Annotated in this window: 14 protein-coding genes; 7 read left to right on the forward strand and 7 right to left on the reverse strand. The window is 40.4% G+C overall.

Going from position 1 to position 18,363, the window contains the following annotated elements; all coding sequences use genetic code 11:
- Nucleotides 1–56 precede the first annotated feature (56 nt).
- The gene (locus ACO6S2_RS01480; protein ID WP_422360744.1) at nucleotides 57–794 is read left to right on the forward strand and encodes a hypothetical protein; all 738 of its coding nucleotides are present in this window, start codon (nucleotides 57–59) and stop codon (nucleotides 792–794) included.
- Nucleotides 795–850: 56 nt separating this feature from the next.
- Here ACO6S2_RS01480 and recG read toward each other — a convergent pair whose 3' ends face one another.
- Genes recG through mutY form a run of 5 tightly spaced genes read right to left on the reverse strand, consistent with a single transcriptional unit; the run spans nucleotide 851 to nucleotide 6,439 of the window.
- Nucleotides 851–2,947, reverse strand: a complete 2,097-nt coding sequence (gene recG / locus ACO6S2_RS01485; protein WP_422360745.1) for an ATP-dependent DNA helicase RecG — start codon at nucleotides 2,945–2,947, stop codon at nucleotides 851–853.
- Between the two features lie 9 nt (nucleotides 2,948–2,956).
- Nucleotides 2,957–3,532 (reverse strand): gliding motility lipoprotein GldD, encoded by a 576-nt coding sequence (gldD, locus tag ACO6S2_RS01490; protein WP_422360746.1) that lies wholly within the window; start codon nucleotides 3,530–3,532, stop codon nucleotides 2,957–2,959.
- On the reverse strand, nucleotides 3,529–4,851 hold the full coding sequence (gldE, locus tag ACO6S2_RS01495; protein WP_422360747.1) for a gliding motility-associated protein GldE: 1,323 nt from the start codon (nucleotides 4,849–4,851) through the stop codon (nucleotides 3,529–3,531). The genes gldD and gldE overlap by 4 nt, the downstream gene beginning before the upstream one ends.
- A 22-nt stretch (nucleotides 4,852–4,873) precedes the next feature.
- A complete protein-coding gene (locus tag ACO6S2_RS01500; RefSeq protein WP_422360748.1) occupies nucleotides 4,874–5,320 on the reverse strand; it encodes a single-stranded DNA-binding protein in 447 nt (148 codons plus the stop codon).
- A gap of 36 nt (nucleotides 5,321–5,356) precedes the next feature.
- Nucleotides 5,357–6,439, reverse strand: a complete 1,083-nt coding sequence (gene mutY, locus ACO6S2_RS01505) for an A/G-specific adenine glycosylase (RefSeq protein ID WP_422360749.1) — start codon at nucleotides 6,437–6,439, stop codon at nucleotides 5,357–5,359.
- 105 nt (nucleotides 6,440–6,544) lie between these two features.
- Between mutY and ACO6S2_RS01510 the strand changes: the two genes are divergently transcribed.
- Together ACO6S2_RS01510 and ACO6S2_RS01515 are read left to right on the forward strand one after the other, a co-directional pair.
- Nucleotides 6,545–6,835, forward strand: coding sequence for an HU family DNA-binding protein (locus tag ACO6S2_RS01510; RefSeq protein ID WP_348180714.1), 291 nt, complete (start codon nucleotides 6,545–6,547; stop codon nucleotides 6,833–6,835).
- A gap of 448 nt (nucleotides 6,836–7,283) precedes the next feature.
- The gene (locus ACO6S2_RS01515; protein WP_422360750.1) at nucleotides 7,284–8,834 is read left to right on the forward strand and encodes an Rne/Rng family ribonuclease; all 1,551 of its coding nucleotides are present in this window, start codon (nucleotides 7,284–7,286) and stop codon (nucleotides 8,832–8,834) included.
- A gap of 17 nt (nucleotides 8,835–8,851) precedes the next feature.
- On the opposite strand, the gene ACO6S2_RS01520 is transcribed toward ACO6S2_RS01515, so the two are convergent.
- Nucleotides 8,852–9,484 carry a porin family protein gene (locus ACO6S2_RS01520; protein WP_422360751.1) on the reverse strand — a complete coding sequence of 211 codons (633 nt, stop codon included), beginning with the start codon at nucleotides 9,482–9,484 and terminating at the stop codon, nucleotides 8,852–8,854.
- Between the two features lie 89 nt (nucleotides 9,485–9,573).
- Here ACO6S2_RS01520 and ACO6S2_RS01525 point away from each other — a divergent pair, with 89 nt between their 5' ends.
- On the forward strand, nucleotides 9,574–10,602 hold the full coding sequence (locus tag ACO6S2_RS01525) for a gliding motility lipoprotein GldB (protein ID WP_422360752.1): 1,029 nt from the start codon (nucleotides 9,574–9,576) through the stop codon (nucleotides 10,600–10,602).
- Here the strand turns inward: ACO6S2_RS01525 and ACO6S2_RS01530 are convergent.
- On the reverse strand, nucleotides 10,595–11,767 hold the full coding sequence (locus ACO6S2_RS01530) for a glycosyltransferase family 4 protein (protein WP_422360753.1): 1,173 nt from the start codon (nucleotides 11,765–11,767) through the stop codon (nucleotides 10,595–10,597). The two genes, ACO6S2_RS01525 and ACO6S2_RS01530, sit on opposite strands and share 8 nt — an antisense overlap.
- A gap of 80 nt (nucleotides 11,768–11,847) precedes the next feature.
- On the opposite strand from ACO6S2_RS01530, the gene ACO6S2_RS01535 reads away from it, so the two are divergent.
- The 3 genes from ACO6S2_RS01535 to ACO6S2_RS01545 all read left to right on the forward strand — a co-directional run bounded on the left by ACO6S2_RS01535 (nucleotide 11,848) and on the right by ACO6S2_RS01545 (nucleotide 18,363).
- Nucleotides 11,848–12,204, forward strand: a complete 357-nt coding sequence (locus ACO6S2_RS01535; RefSeq protein ID WP_422360754.1) for a hypothetical protein — start codon at nucleotides 11,848–11,850, stop codon at nucleotides 12,202–12,204.
- A gap of 100 nt (nucleotides 12,205–12,304) precedes the next feature.
- Nucleotides 12,305–16,258: a tetratricopeptide repeat protein gene (locus ACO6S2_RS01540; RefSeq protein WP_422360755.1), complete on the forward strand. Its 3,954-nt coding sequence runs from the start codon at nucleotides 12,305–12,307 to the stop codon at nucleotides 16,256–16,258.
- Between the two features lie 56 nt (nucleotides 16,259–16,314).
- Nucleotides 16,315–18,363, forward strand: a complete 2,049-nt coding sequence (locus ACO6S2_RS01545) for an OmpA family protein (RefSeq protein ID WP_422360756.1) — start codon at nucleotides 16,315–16,317, stop codon at nucleotides 18,361–18,363.

The following is an 18,363-nucleotide window of genomic DNA, read 5'->3' on the forward strand; positions in this document are numbered from 1 at the left end:
GTTGAAATTTTAAGGCAAATTTTTATTAGAATCCACTTTACTTAAAGCTTAACGCTATGAATAAAATTGATCAAGGCTTACTGGATACCTGGAATATGTATGGCAGCTATGCGTCATACGCTATTGCAGCTGTCGGTTTGTTGATCCTAATCGGTCATCTATTCAAACTAATGATCACCAAAGACCACAAAGAAAAATACGATTACATCAATATGTATGAAATCAATTTACTTTGGTACAGTGCTTTATTGATCATCATTGCACTGGCAGTTTATGCCAATACGCTAGTTGCAGAATCTGGTATGATGTGGTTCTTTGTTCGACTTTTTGTGAGCACCATGTTTGCCATCATTGCAGGAGTTATTGTTCAGAATATTCTAAAATTTTACTACCCGTTTTACATTGAAAAAAGATTAAAGCTTCTAAGATTTTCTCCTCGTATTTCTCCTGACGGCAGACAAATGAAACTATTAAGTGAAGAGGAAGAAGATGTATATCTAGATGAAGGTATGCAGGCCGAAGAGGATGCATTTTCCGTGGATTATGACGTATGGATAGACGAAGAATCTGGCTATACAAAAATCGAAAAATATAACGGCAGACTACATGCGCTCAAGTGCAACGAGTGTAACTACCAAACTTTGAAAGTCGATCGTGAAGAAGTCGTATCGACTGCTACGTTAGAAACTGATGGAGAATTGGTTAAATACTTTACCTGTGGATACTGTGGGCATAAGGAGAAAAAATCATTCACAATTGCAAAGTTGAAAGCTCCTACTGAAGCTGAATCCTAAGAATGGTTTCAAATGAAATTCAAACCATCTCGAATCTTCGGATGGTTTTTTTGTGCCTATGAAATAGCACTCCATTTGAGTGTCGCTATTTGATTCTTATTGAGATGCCGAGCTATTCTTTCATGAATTGACGACTTCAGTTCTGGATCTTCTGAAATAATACCTTCGGCTAATGCTCGAGCTCTTTTGAGTAATTCACCATCTGTAGTTAAGTCGGCAACCTTTAGATCCAGCAGTCCACTTTGTTGAGTGCCCATTAGATCACCTGGACCTCGCAGTTCTAGATCCTTTTCCGCAATTTCAAATCCATCAGTGGTGGCCACCATACAACCAATTCTTTCCCTAGCTTCTTTGGAAATTTTGCTTCCTGTCATCAGGATACAATAAGACTGATCTGCTCCACGGCCTACTCTTCCTCGGAGCTGGTGCAACTGTGAAAGACCAAATCGCTCTGAGTTTTCAATCACCATGACAGACGCGTTGGGCACATTTACTCCTACCTCAATCACGGTCGTAGCAACCATGATCTTCGTTTCCCCGCGAACAAAACGATCCATTTCAAAATCTTTATCCTTTGCTTTCATTCTTCCATGTAGAATACTCAAAGGAATTCTAGGAAACGCTCGAGATATACTCTCATAACCATCCATCAAATCTTTATAATCCAATGTGCTTGACTCTTCGATCAAAGGATACACTACATAAATCTGACGACCTAAGTCAATTTCTTTTTGAATGAAACCAAACAATTTCAATCGCGAAGAGTCATACAGGTGAGAAGTTTTAATTGGCTTCCTACCCTTGGGCAACTCGCGAATGGTAGAAACTTCCAAATCACCGTAAAGCGTCATAGCTAGCGTTCTTGGAATTGGTGTGGCCGTCATCACAAGCACATGAGGATAAACATGCTTGTTTTTTTGCCAAAGCTTGGCGCGCTGAGCCACCCCAAATCGATGTTGTTCATCAATGACCGCCAATCCAAGTCGGTCGAATTGAACGTCATTTTCAATGAGCGCATGAGTGCCCACCAAGATTTTCATCTCACCTGAAGCTAGATCCTCAAGGTATTTTTTTCGCAAACTCTTCTTGGTCGAACCAGTGATCAAACCAATCTTGAGTCCAAGCTTATCGCAAAACTCCTCCAGCCCTTGAAAATGCTGAATCGCCAAAATTTCGGTTGGCGCCATGATGGTAGTTTGGAATCCACTACCTATCGCAATCAGCATACAAACAAATGCAGTAATGGTTTTTCCACTCCCTACATCTCCTTGAAGCAATCGGTTCATTTGATAACCGGATTGCAAATCGGTATAAATTTCCTTGATCACCTGCTTCTGAGATTCCGTCAACTCAAAGGGAATATGCTTTTCATAAAACTCACGAACCAAATGGCTCTTCTGAAAAATGATCCCCTTGTGAATTTCTTTCTGGTCTGACTTTTCTCTAAATATTTTTAGCTGAATGAAAAACAATTCGTCGAACTTGAGTCGTTCTAGTGCGCTGTTTCTAGACGATAAGTTTCGAGGAAAGTGTATGTCTCTAAGTGCCGTATTTAAATCTAACAACCCCATTTGAGACCGAATGACTTCATCAACCGTCTCTGGCACTCCGAACCCTTTGGTTTTGATTAGCTCCATTTGCAGCTTGGCAATAGCTTTGCTATCAACGAACTTTCTTTTGAGCTTTTCGGTAGTTGGGTAAACGGGCAACATGGTCTTTTTACCAGCCTCGTTTGCTGGCGTCATCACTTCAATCTCCGGATGACTAATTGAAAACTTAGTTTGAAAGAGAGATGGCTTGCCATAAACGATGTAAGGTATTCCTGGCTTCAGCTTAGTTTTCATCCACTTCGCACCCTTGAACCAAATCAGTTCAATTTGCCCAGTCGCATCTCTAAAAACAGCAGTCAATCGCTGTTTCCTTGCAGCACCTACCACCTCTACTCGGTCTATTACACCTTTTATCTGGACGTTTTCACTATCTGGCTGAATTTGACTAATCGTTTGAAACTGCGAACGATCCTCATACCTAAAAGGGAAATGATGAATAAGATCATGAAAAGTCTGAATACCGAGCTCTTCATTCAGAAGTTTGGCTTTAGCAGGACCAACTCCCTTAAGAAACTCAACTTTGGTATCCATGAAGCTCGACATGCTAACGGATTATTGATCCCAAGTAAGTGTGTTGAGCATGTGAAGCATGTCCATTTTTACATAGTTGATCACTGGACGAAGTGAGTCATTTTGAGTGGCTGTGCTGAAATACAATGCACATCTTAAAAAATGCTCCGTCGAATCAGTCACATGAAACTGAAATTGAGTGGGTACTTCGCCGGACAACTCCATAACCGTGGCTTTAACTCCATTTTTCAGAGTAATAACAGTCTCGTCAATGGCGTACGCCTTCACCTTGTGCTCAGAAGTCAGCTTATACGAATCCATCAGATACTCTTCCAATGTTTTTCTGTCATTATTTACTGGTTTATAAGTCACCTGAATATTCGCCCCAAGTTTTTCGTAATGTAGGTCAAACCAAAATCGCTCGGCTATCCAGGAACTATCTTTCAAGATTTTTGCTTGAGTAGAGTACTCCAACTGAAACGGAAATGAGTCTGCAAGCATCTGATACTTCGCTGGCTCCAGATCAATTCTATTGTAACCCTTTGGCTTGGGGTTGAAATTATTACTTCCACAGCCGACAGTTATCACCAACAATACCCAAACCCACCTTATCATCATCTTGTAATATGTACTCTTACTTTTTTAATTCGTTTGTCGTTTACCGCCACAGTTGTGAAGAGAAAGTTTTCAAATACTATTTTCTCACCTGCATTAGGAAGCATAGAATTAATCTCCAATAGCAAACCACCAAGCGACTCACTTTCCCCCTTAACTTGATCAAAAGCTTTGTGATCAACTCCAGCAAGTTTACAGAAATCCATCAAGGATGTTTTACCTTCAAAAATAAAAGTGTTGTTATCCACCCTACTATACGCCACGTCCGAATCTTCATCAAATTCGTCATTGATTTCACCAACTATTTCTTCAATCACATCTTCCATGGTAATCAAACCAGAAGTTCCCCCATACTCGTCCACTACTATCGCGATATGAATTCTCTTTTCTTGAAAATCTTTGAAAAGTGTATCAATTTTTTTAGTCTCAGGCACAAAGAAGCCCGGTCTCAACAATTCCTGCCATTTAAAACTCTCCTCCTCGGTCACGTAAGGCAGTAGATCCTTGATATACAGAATCCCTTCAATCTTATCAATTGTTTCCTTGAAGACTGGAATTCTTGAATAGCCAGTTTTATTGATCTGGTTCATTAATTCATGAAAATCCGTTTCCAGATCTATGGCGGTAATATCCATTCTGGACTTCATAATCTGTTTCACAGACAGGGTACCAAAGTTCACGATACCCTTGAGGATGCCTTTTTCTTCTTCGGTGGTTTCATCTTCTGCTGCCAGATCCAGCGCCTGGTTCAAATCGTCTACAGAAACCCGATAACCTTTTCTTTCAATTCGCCGCTCTATGACGTTACTCACTTTAATCAAGAGCCAAGCCAAGGGTTGGAAAACTTTGAATGATATAGCGAGTAAAGTAGCTGTCCGCTTGGCAAATGCCATATTATTTTGATTGGCATAGACCTTGGGCACAATCTCACCCAAAAAGACCATGAGAAAAGTAATAACTACGGTAAGAGCGGCAATGATAGCTCCTCCTGACAATACATCTCCTAACAATGCGGCCGTCACATAGGTAGACAACATAACTATAGAGATATTGATAAAATTGTTCAATATCAAAATGGTCGCCAAAAGTTGTTTCGGGTGATCCAACAATCTGGCAATCTTTTTTCGGCCTTTGGATTGCTCTTGTTCTGTATCAGACAGCTGATCGTGGCTCAGCGAAAAATACGCTACCTCTGATCCAGAAACGAGTGCAGAGCCAAGAAACAAAAGACCAATAGCAATGAGACTAAAAACTAGCAAATAAAGCTGTCCGCTAGTAAGTAAGGCTGTCAATATAAAATTTCCCGGGAGTGGGTCGTCCATTAGAGTATATTACAGTTTTTGATTAGAACGGTAGATCATCAATTTCGTTCGATTCTTCTACGGGTGACGCAGCATTGGAAGTTCCACTGCTGGCACTACTATCGGCACTAGCAGCTGGGGCTCCTCCTTCAGGCCTAGATGGCCCACCTAGCAGTGTCATTTCACGACCTACTACTTCGGTAATGTATTTGGTCACGCCTTCTTTATCTTCATATGAACGAGAAGTCAGCTTGCCCTCTATATACACTTGATTTCCTTTATTTAAATATTTCTCGGCGATTTCCGCCAAAGGAGTCCATAGTACCACATTGTGCCACTCGGTATTAGTCACTTTTTCACCCTGCTTATTTTTATAGGTTTCGCTCGTTGCGATAGAAAAATTCGCCACGGCACGACCGTTTTCTAAGTGTCTTACTTCTGGATCTTTGCCCAAATTTCCTAAAAGGATTACTTTATTTACTCCTGCCATTTTTTATTGTTATTAAGGTTGATTCTAATGTTTAATTTACTGACAAAACTCATTATTAAAAAACAATTCAATTGGTTTTGGGACCGCATAATCTCCAATCTCACCAACCAAAATTTCTTTCATTTGTTTCTCTTCCTTCAGTTTTTGCCAGGCTTCATTCGATTCTAGTTCAAAAACTTGAAATTGTATGTGCAACTTCTGGTGTGTCAATTGATGAACAATTTCTCCTGAACTCTGCCGAAGTTTTGCTTCAACAAAGTTACTTCTTTTTAGACTCTTTTCAGTCTCTTGCAAATCGAATTCAAAAAGGCCCGTCCATATATCTCCAGGCTTCCGCTGACGCATGAGCACCCTATCATCATATGTAAAAACCCGATAATTAAAATATCTATGTTTGATTTTCACAGTCTTAGACTTGACTGGAAGTACATCAATCATTCTATGCTGTTTCGCAAAGCAATGCTTGGCAAACATACAATCTCCACACTTTGGTGATTTTGGTATACACATAGTTGCACCAAATTCCATTAAGGCTTGATTGAAATCACCAGGCTCATTGATGGGCATCAGGCTTTTCGCCTTTTCGAAATATACCTTGAAACTACTTCCCTTCGCAATGTCCTCTGTCATTCCAAAAAGTCTTGATAACACCCTAAAAACATTGCCGTCGACAGAGGGAACCCGTTCGTTAAAACAAATGGAAGCTATGGCCGCTGCAGTGTATTTGCCAACCCCTTTTAACTTTTGCAATTCAAGATAATTCGAAGGGAAAAGGCCTGAATAGTCTTCAACTACCATGATTGCACACTTGTGCATGTTTCTAGCCCGAGAATAATACCCCAACCCTTGCCAAAGTTTTAATATCACATCCAAATCTGCACTGGCAAATTCTTTGACCGAATTAAATGAATTCGTGAATTTTTGATAGTATGGCAACCCTTGATTTACTCGTGTTTGCTGTAGAATGATCTCCGACAACCATACCTTGAAAGGATCCTTCGTCTCCCTCCAGGGTAAGTCCCGTTTGTTGATATCATACCATGCTAGTAGTTGAGTAGAAAACCAATCTTCTTTTATATGTTGCTGATCTTCCTTTAAAGGCTTATTAATATTTCTCAATAATTGATTTTTTGTGTTTATTTGCCCTCTGAAATCGCTGAATTTCAGGCAACTAAATTACTTTGTAATTTATTTATCTTATTATTTATACCTAAAAAATTAGAGGTGACAAAGGCAGATGTGATCAACGAGATAGCAGAAAAGACAGGAATTGACCGATTGGACGTTCAGGCATCAGTAGAAGCTTTTTTTTCTGTAGTTAAAAATTCAATGGCGGATGGAGAGAATATCTACGTTCGTGGATTTGGTAGTTTTATTAACAAAAAACGCGCTAAGAAAATAGCTCGAAACATCTCTAAGAATACTGCCATCATCATTGATGAGCACTATATCCCGAGTTTCAAACCCTCCAAGGTATTTATTGAGAAAATAAAAAGCAGCAAGAAGATTGGTTAATCAGCTGCCATTTCACCCGCTGAACAATTCAGATAAGATAGAATTTTAGACCTGTCACCCTTGTAATTGGTGATTTAAAATTATTTCTTTTTAAGATTAAAAAAAGTGCTATCTTTGCGGACTGTTTGGGGAGGCATTGTCTTTGATCAACAAAGCTTATGACCTCCAGTACCAATGGAAAGAATTTAAAAATTGCCCGACATGTTGTACTTGTGGCAATTTGAAAATATAAAGAGTGTGGAGATAAATTTTTATCGAAGCGAAGAAATTAAACGAATTTAGAACATTTAACGAATTTAGATTATGCCTTGCGGTAAGAAAAGAAAGAGACATAAGATATCTACTCACAAGAGAAAGAAGAGGCTAAGAAAGAACAGACACAAGAAAAAATAATTGTGCTTTCTTGGGTTGTTTGAATTAATATTTGAACCTATAAAACATTTCAATTTTGAGTAACGAATTAATAATCAATTCAACTCAGAACGGATGTCGAATAGCCCTATTAAAAGATAAAAAATTAGCCGAGTTCCATCAGGACAATGATGGGCATCAGTTCAATGTAGGCGACATATACCTGGGAGCGGTAAAAAAAGTAGTTCCCGGGCTTAATGCCGCTTTTGTAGACATTGGATACGAAAAGGATGCCTTCCTTCATTATTTAGATCTCGGCCCCCAATTGCAATCATTAATGAAATGCACCAAGCAGGTGATTTCCGGTAAAATATCCGGCAAGAACCTGAATGGATTCAAAAGATTGCCCGATATCAACAAGTTGGGGAAAATGAACCAGGTTTTAACAAAAAACCAACGTGTTCTCGTACAGGTTGTAAAAGAACCTATATCAACAAAAGGGCCTAGACTATCCAGTGAGTTATCGATAGCAGGAAGATATTTGGTACTTGTACCATTTTCAGATGCTGTGAGCGTTTCCAAAAAAATTGGAGACAGTAATGAAAGGAAGCGTTTGCTTCGACTAATCACCTCTATTAAACCGGAGAATTTCGGTGTCATTATTAGAACGGTTGCTGCCGGAAAAGACGTAGCTGAACTAGACAGAGACCTAAGCGGATTGGTTGAGAAATGGTCTTCAGGGATGCAAAAACTGAAGAAAGTCAAACCAAACGAAAAAGTTATTGGCGAAATGAACCGCGCCAATTCTATCCTAAGAGACGTATTAAATGAATCTTTCGACAGCATAGTTGTAGATGATAAAGCGCTTTATAAAGATGTAAAGAGCTTTATTCACGACATAGCCCCTGATAAAGAAAAGATCGTTAAACTCTATACTGGCAGAGTCAAGATGTTTGAGTCTTACGGTATAGAAAAACAGCTTAAAGGATTATTTGGTCAATCAGTAAGTATAGATGGCGGTGGTTATTTAATTATTGAGCACACCGAAGCACTTCATGTCATTGACGTAAATAGTGGCAACAAGTCCAATGCCGAGGACAATCAGGAGAATACAGCCCTGAAAGTGAACCTTGATGCAGCAAAAGAAATTGCTCGTCAGCTGCGCTTGCGAGACATGGGTGGCATTATCGTAGTCGACTTTATCGATATGAGAAAAGCAGAAAACAAAAAGTTGCTTTTCCAAAAGATGAAGGAGGAAATGAAAACGGATCGTTCGAAATTCACCGTGCTTCCGTTATCCAAATTCGGTTTGATGCAAATCACACGTCAACGTGTGAGACCAGAGGTGGATATCAAGACACGTGAAGTTTGCCCTACATGTGATGGTACAGGAAAGATTACTGCATCCATTTTAGTAACTGACCAGGTTGAAAAAGATTTGGAGCATTTGCTTACTAAGCAAAATGAGAAGAAGTTAACGATTTCCATACATCCTTATTTGTATGCCTTCTTTACAAAAGGCCTTATCTCAAGGCAGTGGAAATGGTACTTTAAATATAAAAGATGGATAACCTTAGTAGAAGACTCGTCTGTGCCTATAACACAGTACAATTTTCTCAATGGGTTAGGAGAAGAGATCGAACTTTAAGTTCGATCTTTTTTTGTTTAAAACTTAAGGCCAACTCTGAGATCGAGCATATCCATCTTAGTTGTAAGGTCATTTGTTGCTTCGGTAGACTTCACAATATTTACCAAACCTCTGTCGTAGAAGATGCCTCCATAAATCAAGGTATTTACTCCTGCGCCATATTCAACACCAACACCGCCCGTAAACGAACAATCAAAAAATCTAAATTCATCAATAAGTGTGTAGTCTTCTTCAAACGGCTCACTGAAAAGCTTAATCTCTCCCTTGAAGCCTATTTGAAAGAATGCCTTCAAATCTGGCTGCAATTCACTTGTAAATAGTTTTAGTGTCACTGGCAGCTGGAGGTAATGTACTTTATAATCTTCTGTGTATGCAGCACCAGCTGCAGGCTGCACGGTGTACCCAGCTCGCTTCGGCGCAAAGATCAAACCGGTGCTAAATGCATAAGTCTCTGACATCATGAAGTCGGCCTCCAGACCAAATTTAACTTTCACAGCAGATCCATCTTTAACAATATCACCAAAAGAGTCATCTACATATTTTACACGATTCATTGAAATACCAGTCCCAACCACAAGACCTAATTTCGGCTGAGCATAGGTAAAGAATGATACCACGATTAACAGAGAGGCAAGAATAATTTTCTTCATGAGAAATTAAAATAAATAAATAGTTTTGTCATTCTTTAAATAGAACCTCATCAGAGGTCTTATTCATTACAAATCTAAAGTCCACAGACTTGAAGCAGCGAACAATTTATCAATTTATTCTAATATTATTTATCGCCACATTAGGAATCATGGGCCTTGAATCCTGTGAAAGTAGTGATTGCGACCAAAACGGCAACTACAAAGAAGTAGCGGTGAACTTAAAAGTAGAGCGTCTGGAAGACGAGTTGAAGAATTTAGAAAATGTAGATAAAACACTAGCCTTCTTTCAGGAAAACAGGATCATGACTGATTTCTTTTTAGATGCCAACCAATATCCCAACGACACCATTCTGGCCAGACGACTTTATAGGTTATTGCAACAACCCTCCATTGATACGCTAATATCAGATTCGAGAGCCTACTTTTCAGATTTCGATAAAAATATTGCAGAGTTGACGAGCGCTTACCAGTTTATAAAGCATCACTACCCAGACGCAAAAATACCAAGGATTCAGACCATTGTTACAGGATTCTACAATGACATGTACATTTCTGATTCCCTTATCGTTCTAGGCCTTGACTATTTCGCTGGCGAAAATGGCAGGTACTTTCCAAACGACATTCCCAGGTATATTGTGAAAAGATACATGAAAGAAAGTCTATCTCCGATTCTGCTAAGCTTTGTGTCCAATGAATTTAATCTTGCAGATCAGTCCCATGGCACCCTACTAGCCGACATGGTAAATCTGGGTAAGTCCTACTACTTTGTGGAGCAGGCGTTGCCATGCAAAGCAGATTCTCTGATCATTGGCTATACAACTGAAGAGTTAAACGCCGTAAAAACCAATCAAGAAATCATTTGGGCAAACATCATCGAGAATGAAATGCTCTATGAAACCAGTCACTTCTTAAAGAATAAATTTATAGGAGAGCGCCCCAACATTGCAGAAATAAGTGAAAACTGCCCTGGGCGAGTTGGTGCCTGGATCGGCTGGCAGATCGTAAGAAAATATATGGATCAAAATCCAGAAGTTTCATTTACGGAGTTGATGGTTGAAACTGATGCACATAAGGTTTTTCAGCAATCGAATTACAAACCGAGAAACGAGACTAACTAAATAATTGCTTAATAAATTCTTGCTGCCTTCCAGACTGAATTTTTAGGTCAAACCTTTCTTCAGCCAAACGTCTGGCATTGGCTTGAAAGGTTTGTAACAAGTCTGGCTTTTCTACAAAAGGTTTGACCTTTCGTAGAAACGATTGGGATGAATTGGCTGAAAAGCCACAATTTTCTGCTTCGATAAGCGCCCCTATCCAACCGTTAAAATTCGTAATGACCAGTTTACCAGCGGCCAGTGCATCAAAAAATTTGTTTGGGCTTCCTGTGTGCAAAGATTCATAGGCAGCAAACGAAACCATCATGGCGTCAGAAATATTGATCACTTCAAGAATTTGTGACTTATTCATGGATTCATAGAATTGCATGTTTGACAATTCATAATCATGCGCCAGCTTTTCGATCTTGCCTTTCTCTGCACCGTCACCCACCATTAAGAACCTGATGGGCAAACCCTCAACCTCCTTTGCAAAATCAAGCCACTGACTCAAATCATTGGCTAACCCAAAGGTGCCCGTATAACTAATTACGAATTGACCTTTTACACCATATTTATCAACCCAATCTTTCCTTTTTGGTGTACGCATGAAGTGGCTACAATCAGCAATATTGAAAACCGTTTGAGCGGCGGCCTTTGGGGCCGTTTGCTGTAAATGTTTGGTGATCGAATCAGACAACCCTATCAATCCTTTAGCATTTCTATAAAACACACCTTCCAGCCAACCAAGTATTTTTTGCTTCCACTTGGCCTTTAGCAACCCCATCTCAATCGGCACCCTCGGCCACAGGTCACCCACCTCAAATAGGTAAAGCCTACCCATCACAAACTTGTTGAATAGAGCAACTACTCCCGTCGACAGTGGCGTGGTCATCACATAACAGAAATCTACCTTCCGTTGACTAATGGATGCTTTGATTGCCAACAGCATGAACTTAATGAAGGCCCTAGTGCGTCGTTCAAATTTCATCTCATTGCTATAAGCCACTGGCAAATAGATTACATCAATGCCGTCGACTAGCTTCCTGGAACGATGCTTCTCATTATGTGCAGTAATCATGGTTACAGAAAAGCCATTATCCACCAATTCCTTCGCCAGATAATAGGATCGCAAACTCCCTCCCTCTTCAGGCCTCCTAAAGTACTGATGAATATATAATACCCTCAATGAATGTTTATTTCCTTAAAGAATTTATTAAATTAGTCGCTACTGCTTGAATGTATTCAACAAACTAAATTACTTCGTGTATGAGCGAAAAGCTAACTGTCAGATTAAAAACCCTACATTGTTTCCAAAACGATGAAGAAAAGTTTGACGATATTTTCCTGAAGTTTAATGGGAAGAAAGTTTGGCCAAAGGACAAAAAGCACGAAGATGTCAGAATCAACACCAAGCATGCATTAGAGGTTGAACTCACAGGTCTGACACCAAATGAAGAGGTCGCTATTGAAGTTTGGGATCATGATGTGATTTCTCCAAACGACCTTTTGGGAACAGCATTCTTTGTTCCTGACAAACCCGGTGGACCATATACAGTAGATATGCGTCCCATAAATGATAAAGAAACAGCACGATACAGCATAGATTGGGAAATTCTCTATTAGAGAATCGCAGCAGCCCACGGATTGGATTTAAACTTTTAAAGAAAGCGCTTTGAAATTATTTTGCTTTTTAACAATTCTTTGTGGTTCTATAACTATGTCCATGGCCCAAGAGGACTGGCATAGCCTGTACAACCAAAGCATAGAGGATTACAACAACTATAATATATCAGGAGCAAAAGAAAAGTGCTTACAATCGTTGGATCTGCTCGTACAAGCTGAATCAGCTGATCACCCTAATGTGGCTTCTGTACTCAGACAGCTAGCACTTATTTGTTACGATGAAGGCACCTACGACGAGGGTCTTGGCTATGCACAGCGGGAAAAAGACCTCTTAATGAAACTTCAAAAATCAGGAGATGAAAATTATGCCACTACACTTTACAATATGGGACTGCTCTATTCTGCAAATGGAGAATTCGAGATGGCTCAAAAATCGCTAAATGAAGCTAAGGCTCTACTCCTACAATTTCATACTCGGGAAGACTTGGAAATAGCTGAAGTCGATGGCAATCTGGCCATTACCCACTATTATCTCATGGAGTGGGAGGAATGTGATCCACTCTTCAAATCTGCACTAGCAATTATGGAGAGGTCCGAAGAGCAATCACCAGAGTATGCCAATATTCTATATACCTATGGCGACTACTGCCTCGTGAGCGGACAGTCAAAGGAAGCCATCGAAGCACTCCTTCCTCTGGACGAAGCATACAAAGAACAAGGAGTATCCGAACAGCTGGGTAGCATAGAAGTTAAGATAGCATCAGCCTATGAAGAAAATGATGACCTTCAAAATGCGGTTAAGTATTATGAGTCTGCTATCGGCATATTCGAAAATATAAGTGCTACAAGTCATGAGGATTATCTCATTGGGCTAAACAACCTATCGCTTTTGTATCAACGAGCCGGACAGCTCAGTCAAGCTGAAAAGCTAATGTCTGAAGTAGTCGCAAGGAACACTGACACACAAGATCCTGCATACCTCATAGCCATGGCGAATTTGGGAAACATATACTACATCAACGAAAACTTAGTGCAAGCACAATCGACCTACGACCAAATCATTGAATCCGCGGACCTTACCATAGCTAGTTCGTTGAAACCATATTTAGTCGCTATAACGGGCTCGGCCCTAATTCAAATAGATAAAGGTTTGTACTCAGAAGCCCTTAAAATTAGTGAGAAGGCCATTAGTCAGGCTGGAACCAATTCGCCACAAATGGTATCGCTATTAAAGTCCAAAGCCTCCGCTCAAATTGCATTGGGACAATACACTGAAGCAGAAACTACATTAAATCAGATTTTGCCTTTAACCCAGCATCATCACAGCGCGACCAACGATGTAAAGGCTCGATTGGCTTCCCTATATACCCAAATGAATCATTTGGATAAGGCAGAGGAAATTTACAATGACATTCGACCCTTTTATGAGTCGCAGGCACAAACAGCCGAAATGGAGTATGTAAACTTTCTAGGAAACTACGCTGCATTTTTACAGGCCAATAGTGATTTCGCGCTAGCCGAACATATGTTGGGACAAGCCATAGACACCAAAGCGCGTCTATTTGGGGTTGAAAACCCAACATACCTTTCTTCTTTAGAAAACCTGGGCGTACTCTATCTCACTTTAGGTAAATATTCTAAATCAAAAGAAATTTTGGAAAGTGTAAACACAACTAAATCTACCTCTTCAGATTTTGATGAGTCCTCTAAAGCCTACACCCTAAATAATTTAGGGGTAATCAATAGAGCCATGGGAGATTTTGGGATCGCCGAGGAGTACTTTTTAAAATCACTCGCTTTCTATGAAAACAGTCTAGGCAAAAACCATATCTACTATGCCAACACATCCAATGAGCTTGGCCTGCTTTATATGAAAATGGGTAATACCAAGGCGGCCAGAACCTCTCTTCAAACTGCGAGCACTATTTTCGAAGAGGCTTATGGCAGAAACCACATAGACTACGTCTCCGCTTTGGAAAACCTAGCTTCCCTGAATTATATGGAAGGAGACGTGGAGACGAGTAAGCAACAACTCGAAGAGACATTGGCGATCGACAAGGTGATTCTAGGAATTGAGCACCCGCTTTATTCCAAAACATTACACAACTTAGCCTCCATATTGGAGGAATTGGGCAATTATGAAAGAGCCGCCGAGCTGTATAAAGAATCGTTGACCATCGCAGAAAAGAACTTCGGAAAGAATCACCCTTCTTATGCCAATACCCTCTACAATCTGGCAGTCCTAAAACAGGAGCAAGAACAATATGTAGAGGCTCAGGGTTTGTTCCAAGAAGTGGTGGATTTGCGCTCCTCGCTTCTAAATGCCAACCATCCAGATATCGCATATTCTTACTACGGACTTGCCGCTATCAAACAAAAGACAGAAGATTATGATGGTGCTCAAAGTGATTATCGAATGGCTATTCAGGCCTATCTCGAGAGCATCAACAATTATTTCCCTTCGTTGAGTGAAGAAGAAAAAAGTGCTTTTTATGCCAAAATCAAACCTGTTTTTGAAGCCTATCAGGATTTTGCAGTAGAGTTTGTATATCACCAACGAGGTGATCAGGCGGTCATGAATCAAATGTTGGCTGATTTGTATGATTTGCAGTTGCAAACCAAAGCATTGCTACTGAATGCGAGTAACAAGATCAGAAACACCATCTTGAACAGTGGTGATGCTGCACTTATCACAAAGTTCAATGAATGGCAGGCATCAAAAGAGGAGTTGGTGAAAAGCTTGAATCTTTCTAATGACGAATTAGAAAAAAACAGCATCGATATCGGCTCACTCCAAGCCAATACAAACTCTCTTGAAAAAGAGATATCAAAAATGTCAACTGCCTTTGCCGGCGAATATGACCAGAAAAAAATTCAGTGGACAGATGTTCAAGCCAATATTGGTGAAAAAGAAAAAGCCATCGAAATTCTTCGAATTAAGAAGAACACAAAAAATGATTCCATTTACTATGCAGCACTCATTTTGTCGGGAATACCTGGTAGCTTCCCGCAACTAGTTGTAGTTGAAGACGGTGTTAATATGGAAGCCAAGTTTTTCAAGCAATACAAAAACATGATCGTGTATAAATTAGAAAATCCGCGATCATTTGGACAGTTCTGGAAGTTGATCGATGAGCAACTTTCAGGAACCAAAAGAATATACCTATCATCCGATGGTGTGTACAACAAAATAAATATCAACACCCTTTATGATCCGAATAAAAAGGAATATGTCTTTGACAAATATGCCATCGACCTACTAAGTAACACCAAGGAATTGACAGAAACCAATAGCTCTAGCCAAGCCCCCCAAGCAAGTCGGGCATCTATCTTTGGATTTCCAGATTATGAGCTAGGCGCAAGTGAAGTAGTGGCAAGCACGGCATCTACAGAACGAGGTTTTGAATCTGGCATTTCAGCACTGCCTGGTACACTAGAAGAAATAAATAACATCGTTAAAACTCTGGATCAAAACTTCTGGAAATACGAAAAATTTGAGGCAGCTGAAGCCAATGAGGTCAACGTGAAAAAGGTGAATAATCCTAAACTATTGCATATTGCCACTCATGGTTTTTTCATGTCTGATATGAGAATTAAGGCAGATGCCAATGAAGGTATTCAAACCCAAGAAGCCAGGTATAATCCACTGCTACGTTCAGGGCTTTTATTAGCTGGGGCTTCTAAAACCTTTCAAGGTCTGCCACTTCCTTATGATGAAGATGGAATTCTCACGGCCTACGAAGCCATGAATTTGAATTTGGACGAAACCGAACTGGTGGTGATGTCGGCTTGTGAAACCGGACTGGGCGAAGTCAAAAATGGCGAAGGAGTTTATGGCTTGCAACGGGCTTTTATCGTGGCAGGTGCGGACAACCTTATCATGAGCCTTTGGAAAGTAAACGACGAAACAACCCAAAAATTGATGTCAAGATTTTATAGCAATTGGCTAGGGGGCGACTCCAAAAAAGATGCCTTTAGACATGCTATTAAGTCATTGAAAAAAGAATACAAACAGCCTTACTATTGGGGCGCATTTGTGATACTAGGGAACTAAGTGCTATGAGAATTTTATTTACCCTGTGCTGGGTTTCATTGTTGTGTGGAACAACAATGAATATAAGCTATGCACAGGAAGCAACTGCCACAACCGCTTTCGACTCACTCGAATACTATAAGAGTACAAGTAAAATTGTGGAAAACATCAATACCGAAGCGACAGAGTACGCACCATCAATTTCGGCAGATGGCAAGGTGATGATCTTTGAATCGAATCAATCAGGTTCATACAAACTCTACGAAACACTCCTAGATGAGGAAAGGCACTGGGGAAGCCCCATGCCGGTAGACAGTGTGAACAACTACGGCAGCGACAATGACTTAATTGGCGGCCCAAACATAAGCTTTGATGGAAATACCATGTACTTCTTCAGCTCATTTTCAGGAGGCGTAGGAGCTGACGACATCTACTATTCCACCAGAGAAGAATTTGGGTGGTCAAGCCCTATCAATATTGGAGAACCAATCAATACACCAGGGTTTGATGGCTTTCCCTCTATTTCGTCCAATGGTAAAACGCTATATTTTGTAAGAGTAAATGATCAAGGGCCGGAAGACGAAGAGCTGAGAGAACTGACCGAAGGGCAAACCTGTTATTCTATCTACAAATCAGAGAAAAACAAGGACGGAGAGTGGTCAAAGCCATCCAAGCTTCCTTACCCCATCAACAAAGACTGTGAGAAAGCCCCTAGAATCATGGCGGATAATCGCACCCTCATTTTCTCCTCAAATAGACTGGGAGGATTCGGTAAGTATGATCTCTATCAATCATTTTTGGACGACGCGGGAGATTGGACTACCCCAGTGCCTTTGGGTTATGTAAACTCTGCAGAAAATGACCAGTTTCCATGTATCGCGGCACAGGGCGACAAGATGTATTACATCAACACCAATGACATTTATGAAGTAGATATTCCACCTAGCTTTCAACAATTTCGAAATAACGTGATTCAGGGGTATGTAAAAAATGGGGAGACCAATGAAGGATTAGCTACGGAAATTATCGTACGGGATGCATTTACCTCAGAGGAGTTAATGTTTTTGCATAGCAATGCCAAAGACGGAAGGTTCAGCCTTGTACTGGCAGTTGGTGGTAGTTACAACGTTGAATTTAGAAGAGAAGGATTTACTACTTACGCCACCCAATACGATTTAACAGATATAGATGAGTACCGTGAAATCGAGTACAATGTAACGCTCTATGAGAGCGCAAAACTCAACCTAAATATCTATGACATAGAAATATTCGAACCGATTCCTGCTTCGGTAAAAGTAAAAATAGAAGGAGAGCGAAGCATGCTTCTCGATTTAGAAAGTGATCCTCTTTCTGGTCAGTTGGAATTAGACCTTCCCTTAGGAAATGTTTATGAAGTCATGATTGATAAGGAGAATTTCCAAAGCGAGTACTTCGTATTCGACGCCTCTGGACTCATGATGTATCCTTCCTTCGAAAAAGACATTGAGCTCATTCCTAAGAAAAAAGAAATTGCTATCAACGTGGCTGACCTCACCAACAATTCTAAAGTCAGATCGAGGGTCAGAATTCGGAATCGTAATAGAGATGAGACCATTATCGTAGAAGGAAATGAAACCGTTGGCCTACGGGTAGGTGATCGTTATGAAATAGAGGCCACCAGTGATCAGGGCTATGCCTATAGCACAACGGTACTGGATGTCACGGAAGACGGTATCGTGAATACTGAAGGCGAAGGCGAAACCACGGCAGCGGTTGACATGAAACTTCAACCACTTTTGGTAGGAGCTAATCTCACTCTTAAGGACATTCTGTTCGAGTCCAACTCGGATCAACTCACTGAAAACTCGTACGACGAACTGCTGCGTGTGGTAGGCTTGATGTACGCCAATCCTACCCTGGCAGTAGAAATCTCCGCACATACCGATGATGTAGGCTCAGCACGATACAACAAACTGCTTTCTGAAAGGAGAGCAGAGAGTGTAGTAGAATTCCTTCAAGAAAATGAAATAGAAGGCGCCCGTTTTACACCTGTAGGATATGGTGAGGCTCAACCGTTAGTAGCCAATGACACAGATGAAGGAAGAGCGAAGAATAGAAGAGTTATTTTGAAAATTTTGAAAATATAA

The organism is Reichenbachiella sp. (assembly GCF_965233835.1).
Taxonomy (GTDB): Bacteria; Bacteroidota; Bacteroidia; order Cytophagales; family Cyclobacteriaceae; genus Reichenbachiella.

What these genes read in the sequence shown, in the direction of transcription:
- ACO6S2_RS01480 (WP_422360744.1), top strand. Translation starts at nt 57, where the DNA reads ATGAATAAAATTGATCAAGGCTTACTGGATACCTGGAATATGTATGGC.
- recG (WP_422360745.1), bottom strand. Translation starts at nt 2,947, where the DNA reads ATGTCGAGCTTCATGGATACCAAAGTTGAGTTTCTTAAGGGAGTTGGT.
- gldD (WP_422360746.1), bottom strand. Translation starts at nt 3,532, where the DNA reads ATGATGATAAGGTGGGTTTGGGTATTGTTGGTGATAACTGTCGGCTGT.
- gldE (WP_422360747.1), bottom strand. Translation starts at nt 4,851, where the DNA reads ATGGACGACCCACTCCCGGGAAATTTTATATTGACAGCCTTACTTACT.
- ACO6S2_RS01500 (WP_422360748.1), bottom strand. Translation starts at nt 5,320, where the DNA reads ATGGCAGGAGTAAATAAAGTAATCCTTTTAGGAAATTTGGGCAAAGAT.
- ACO6S2_RS01520 (WP_422360751.1), bottom strand. Translation starts at nt 9,484, where the DNA reads ATGAAGAAAATTATTCTTGCCTCTCTGTTAATCGTGGTATCATTCTTT.
- ACO6S2_RS01535 (WP_422360754.1), top strand. Translation starts at nt 11,848, where the DNA reads ATGAGCGAAAAGCTAACTGTCAGATTAAAAACCCTACATTGTTTCCAA.
- ACO6S2_RS01540 (WP_422360755.1), top strand. Translation starts at nt 12,305, where the DNA reads ATGGCCCAAGAGGACTGGCATAGCCTGTACAACCAAAGCATAGAGGAT.
- ACO6S2_RS01545 (WP_422360756.1), top strand. Translation starts at nt 16,315, where the DNA reads ATGAATATAAGCTATGCACAGGAAGCAACTGCCACAACCGCTTTCGAC.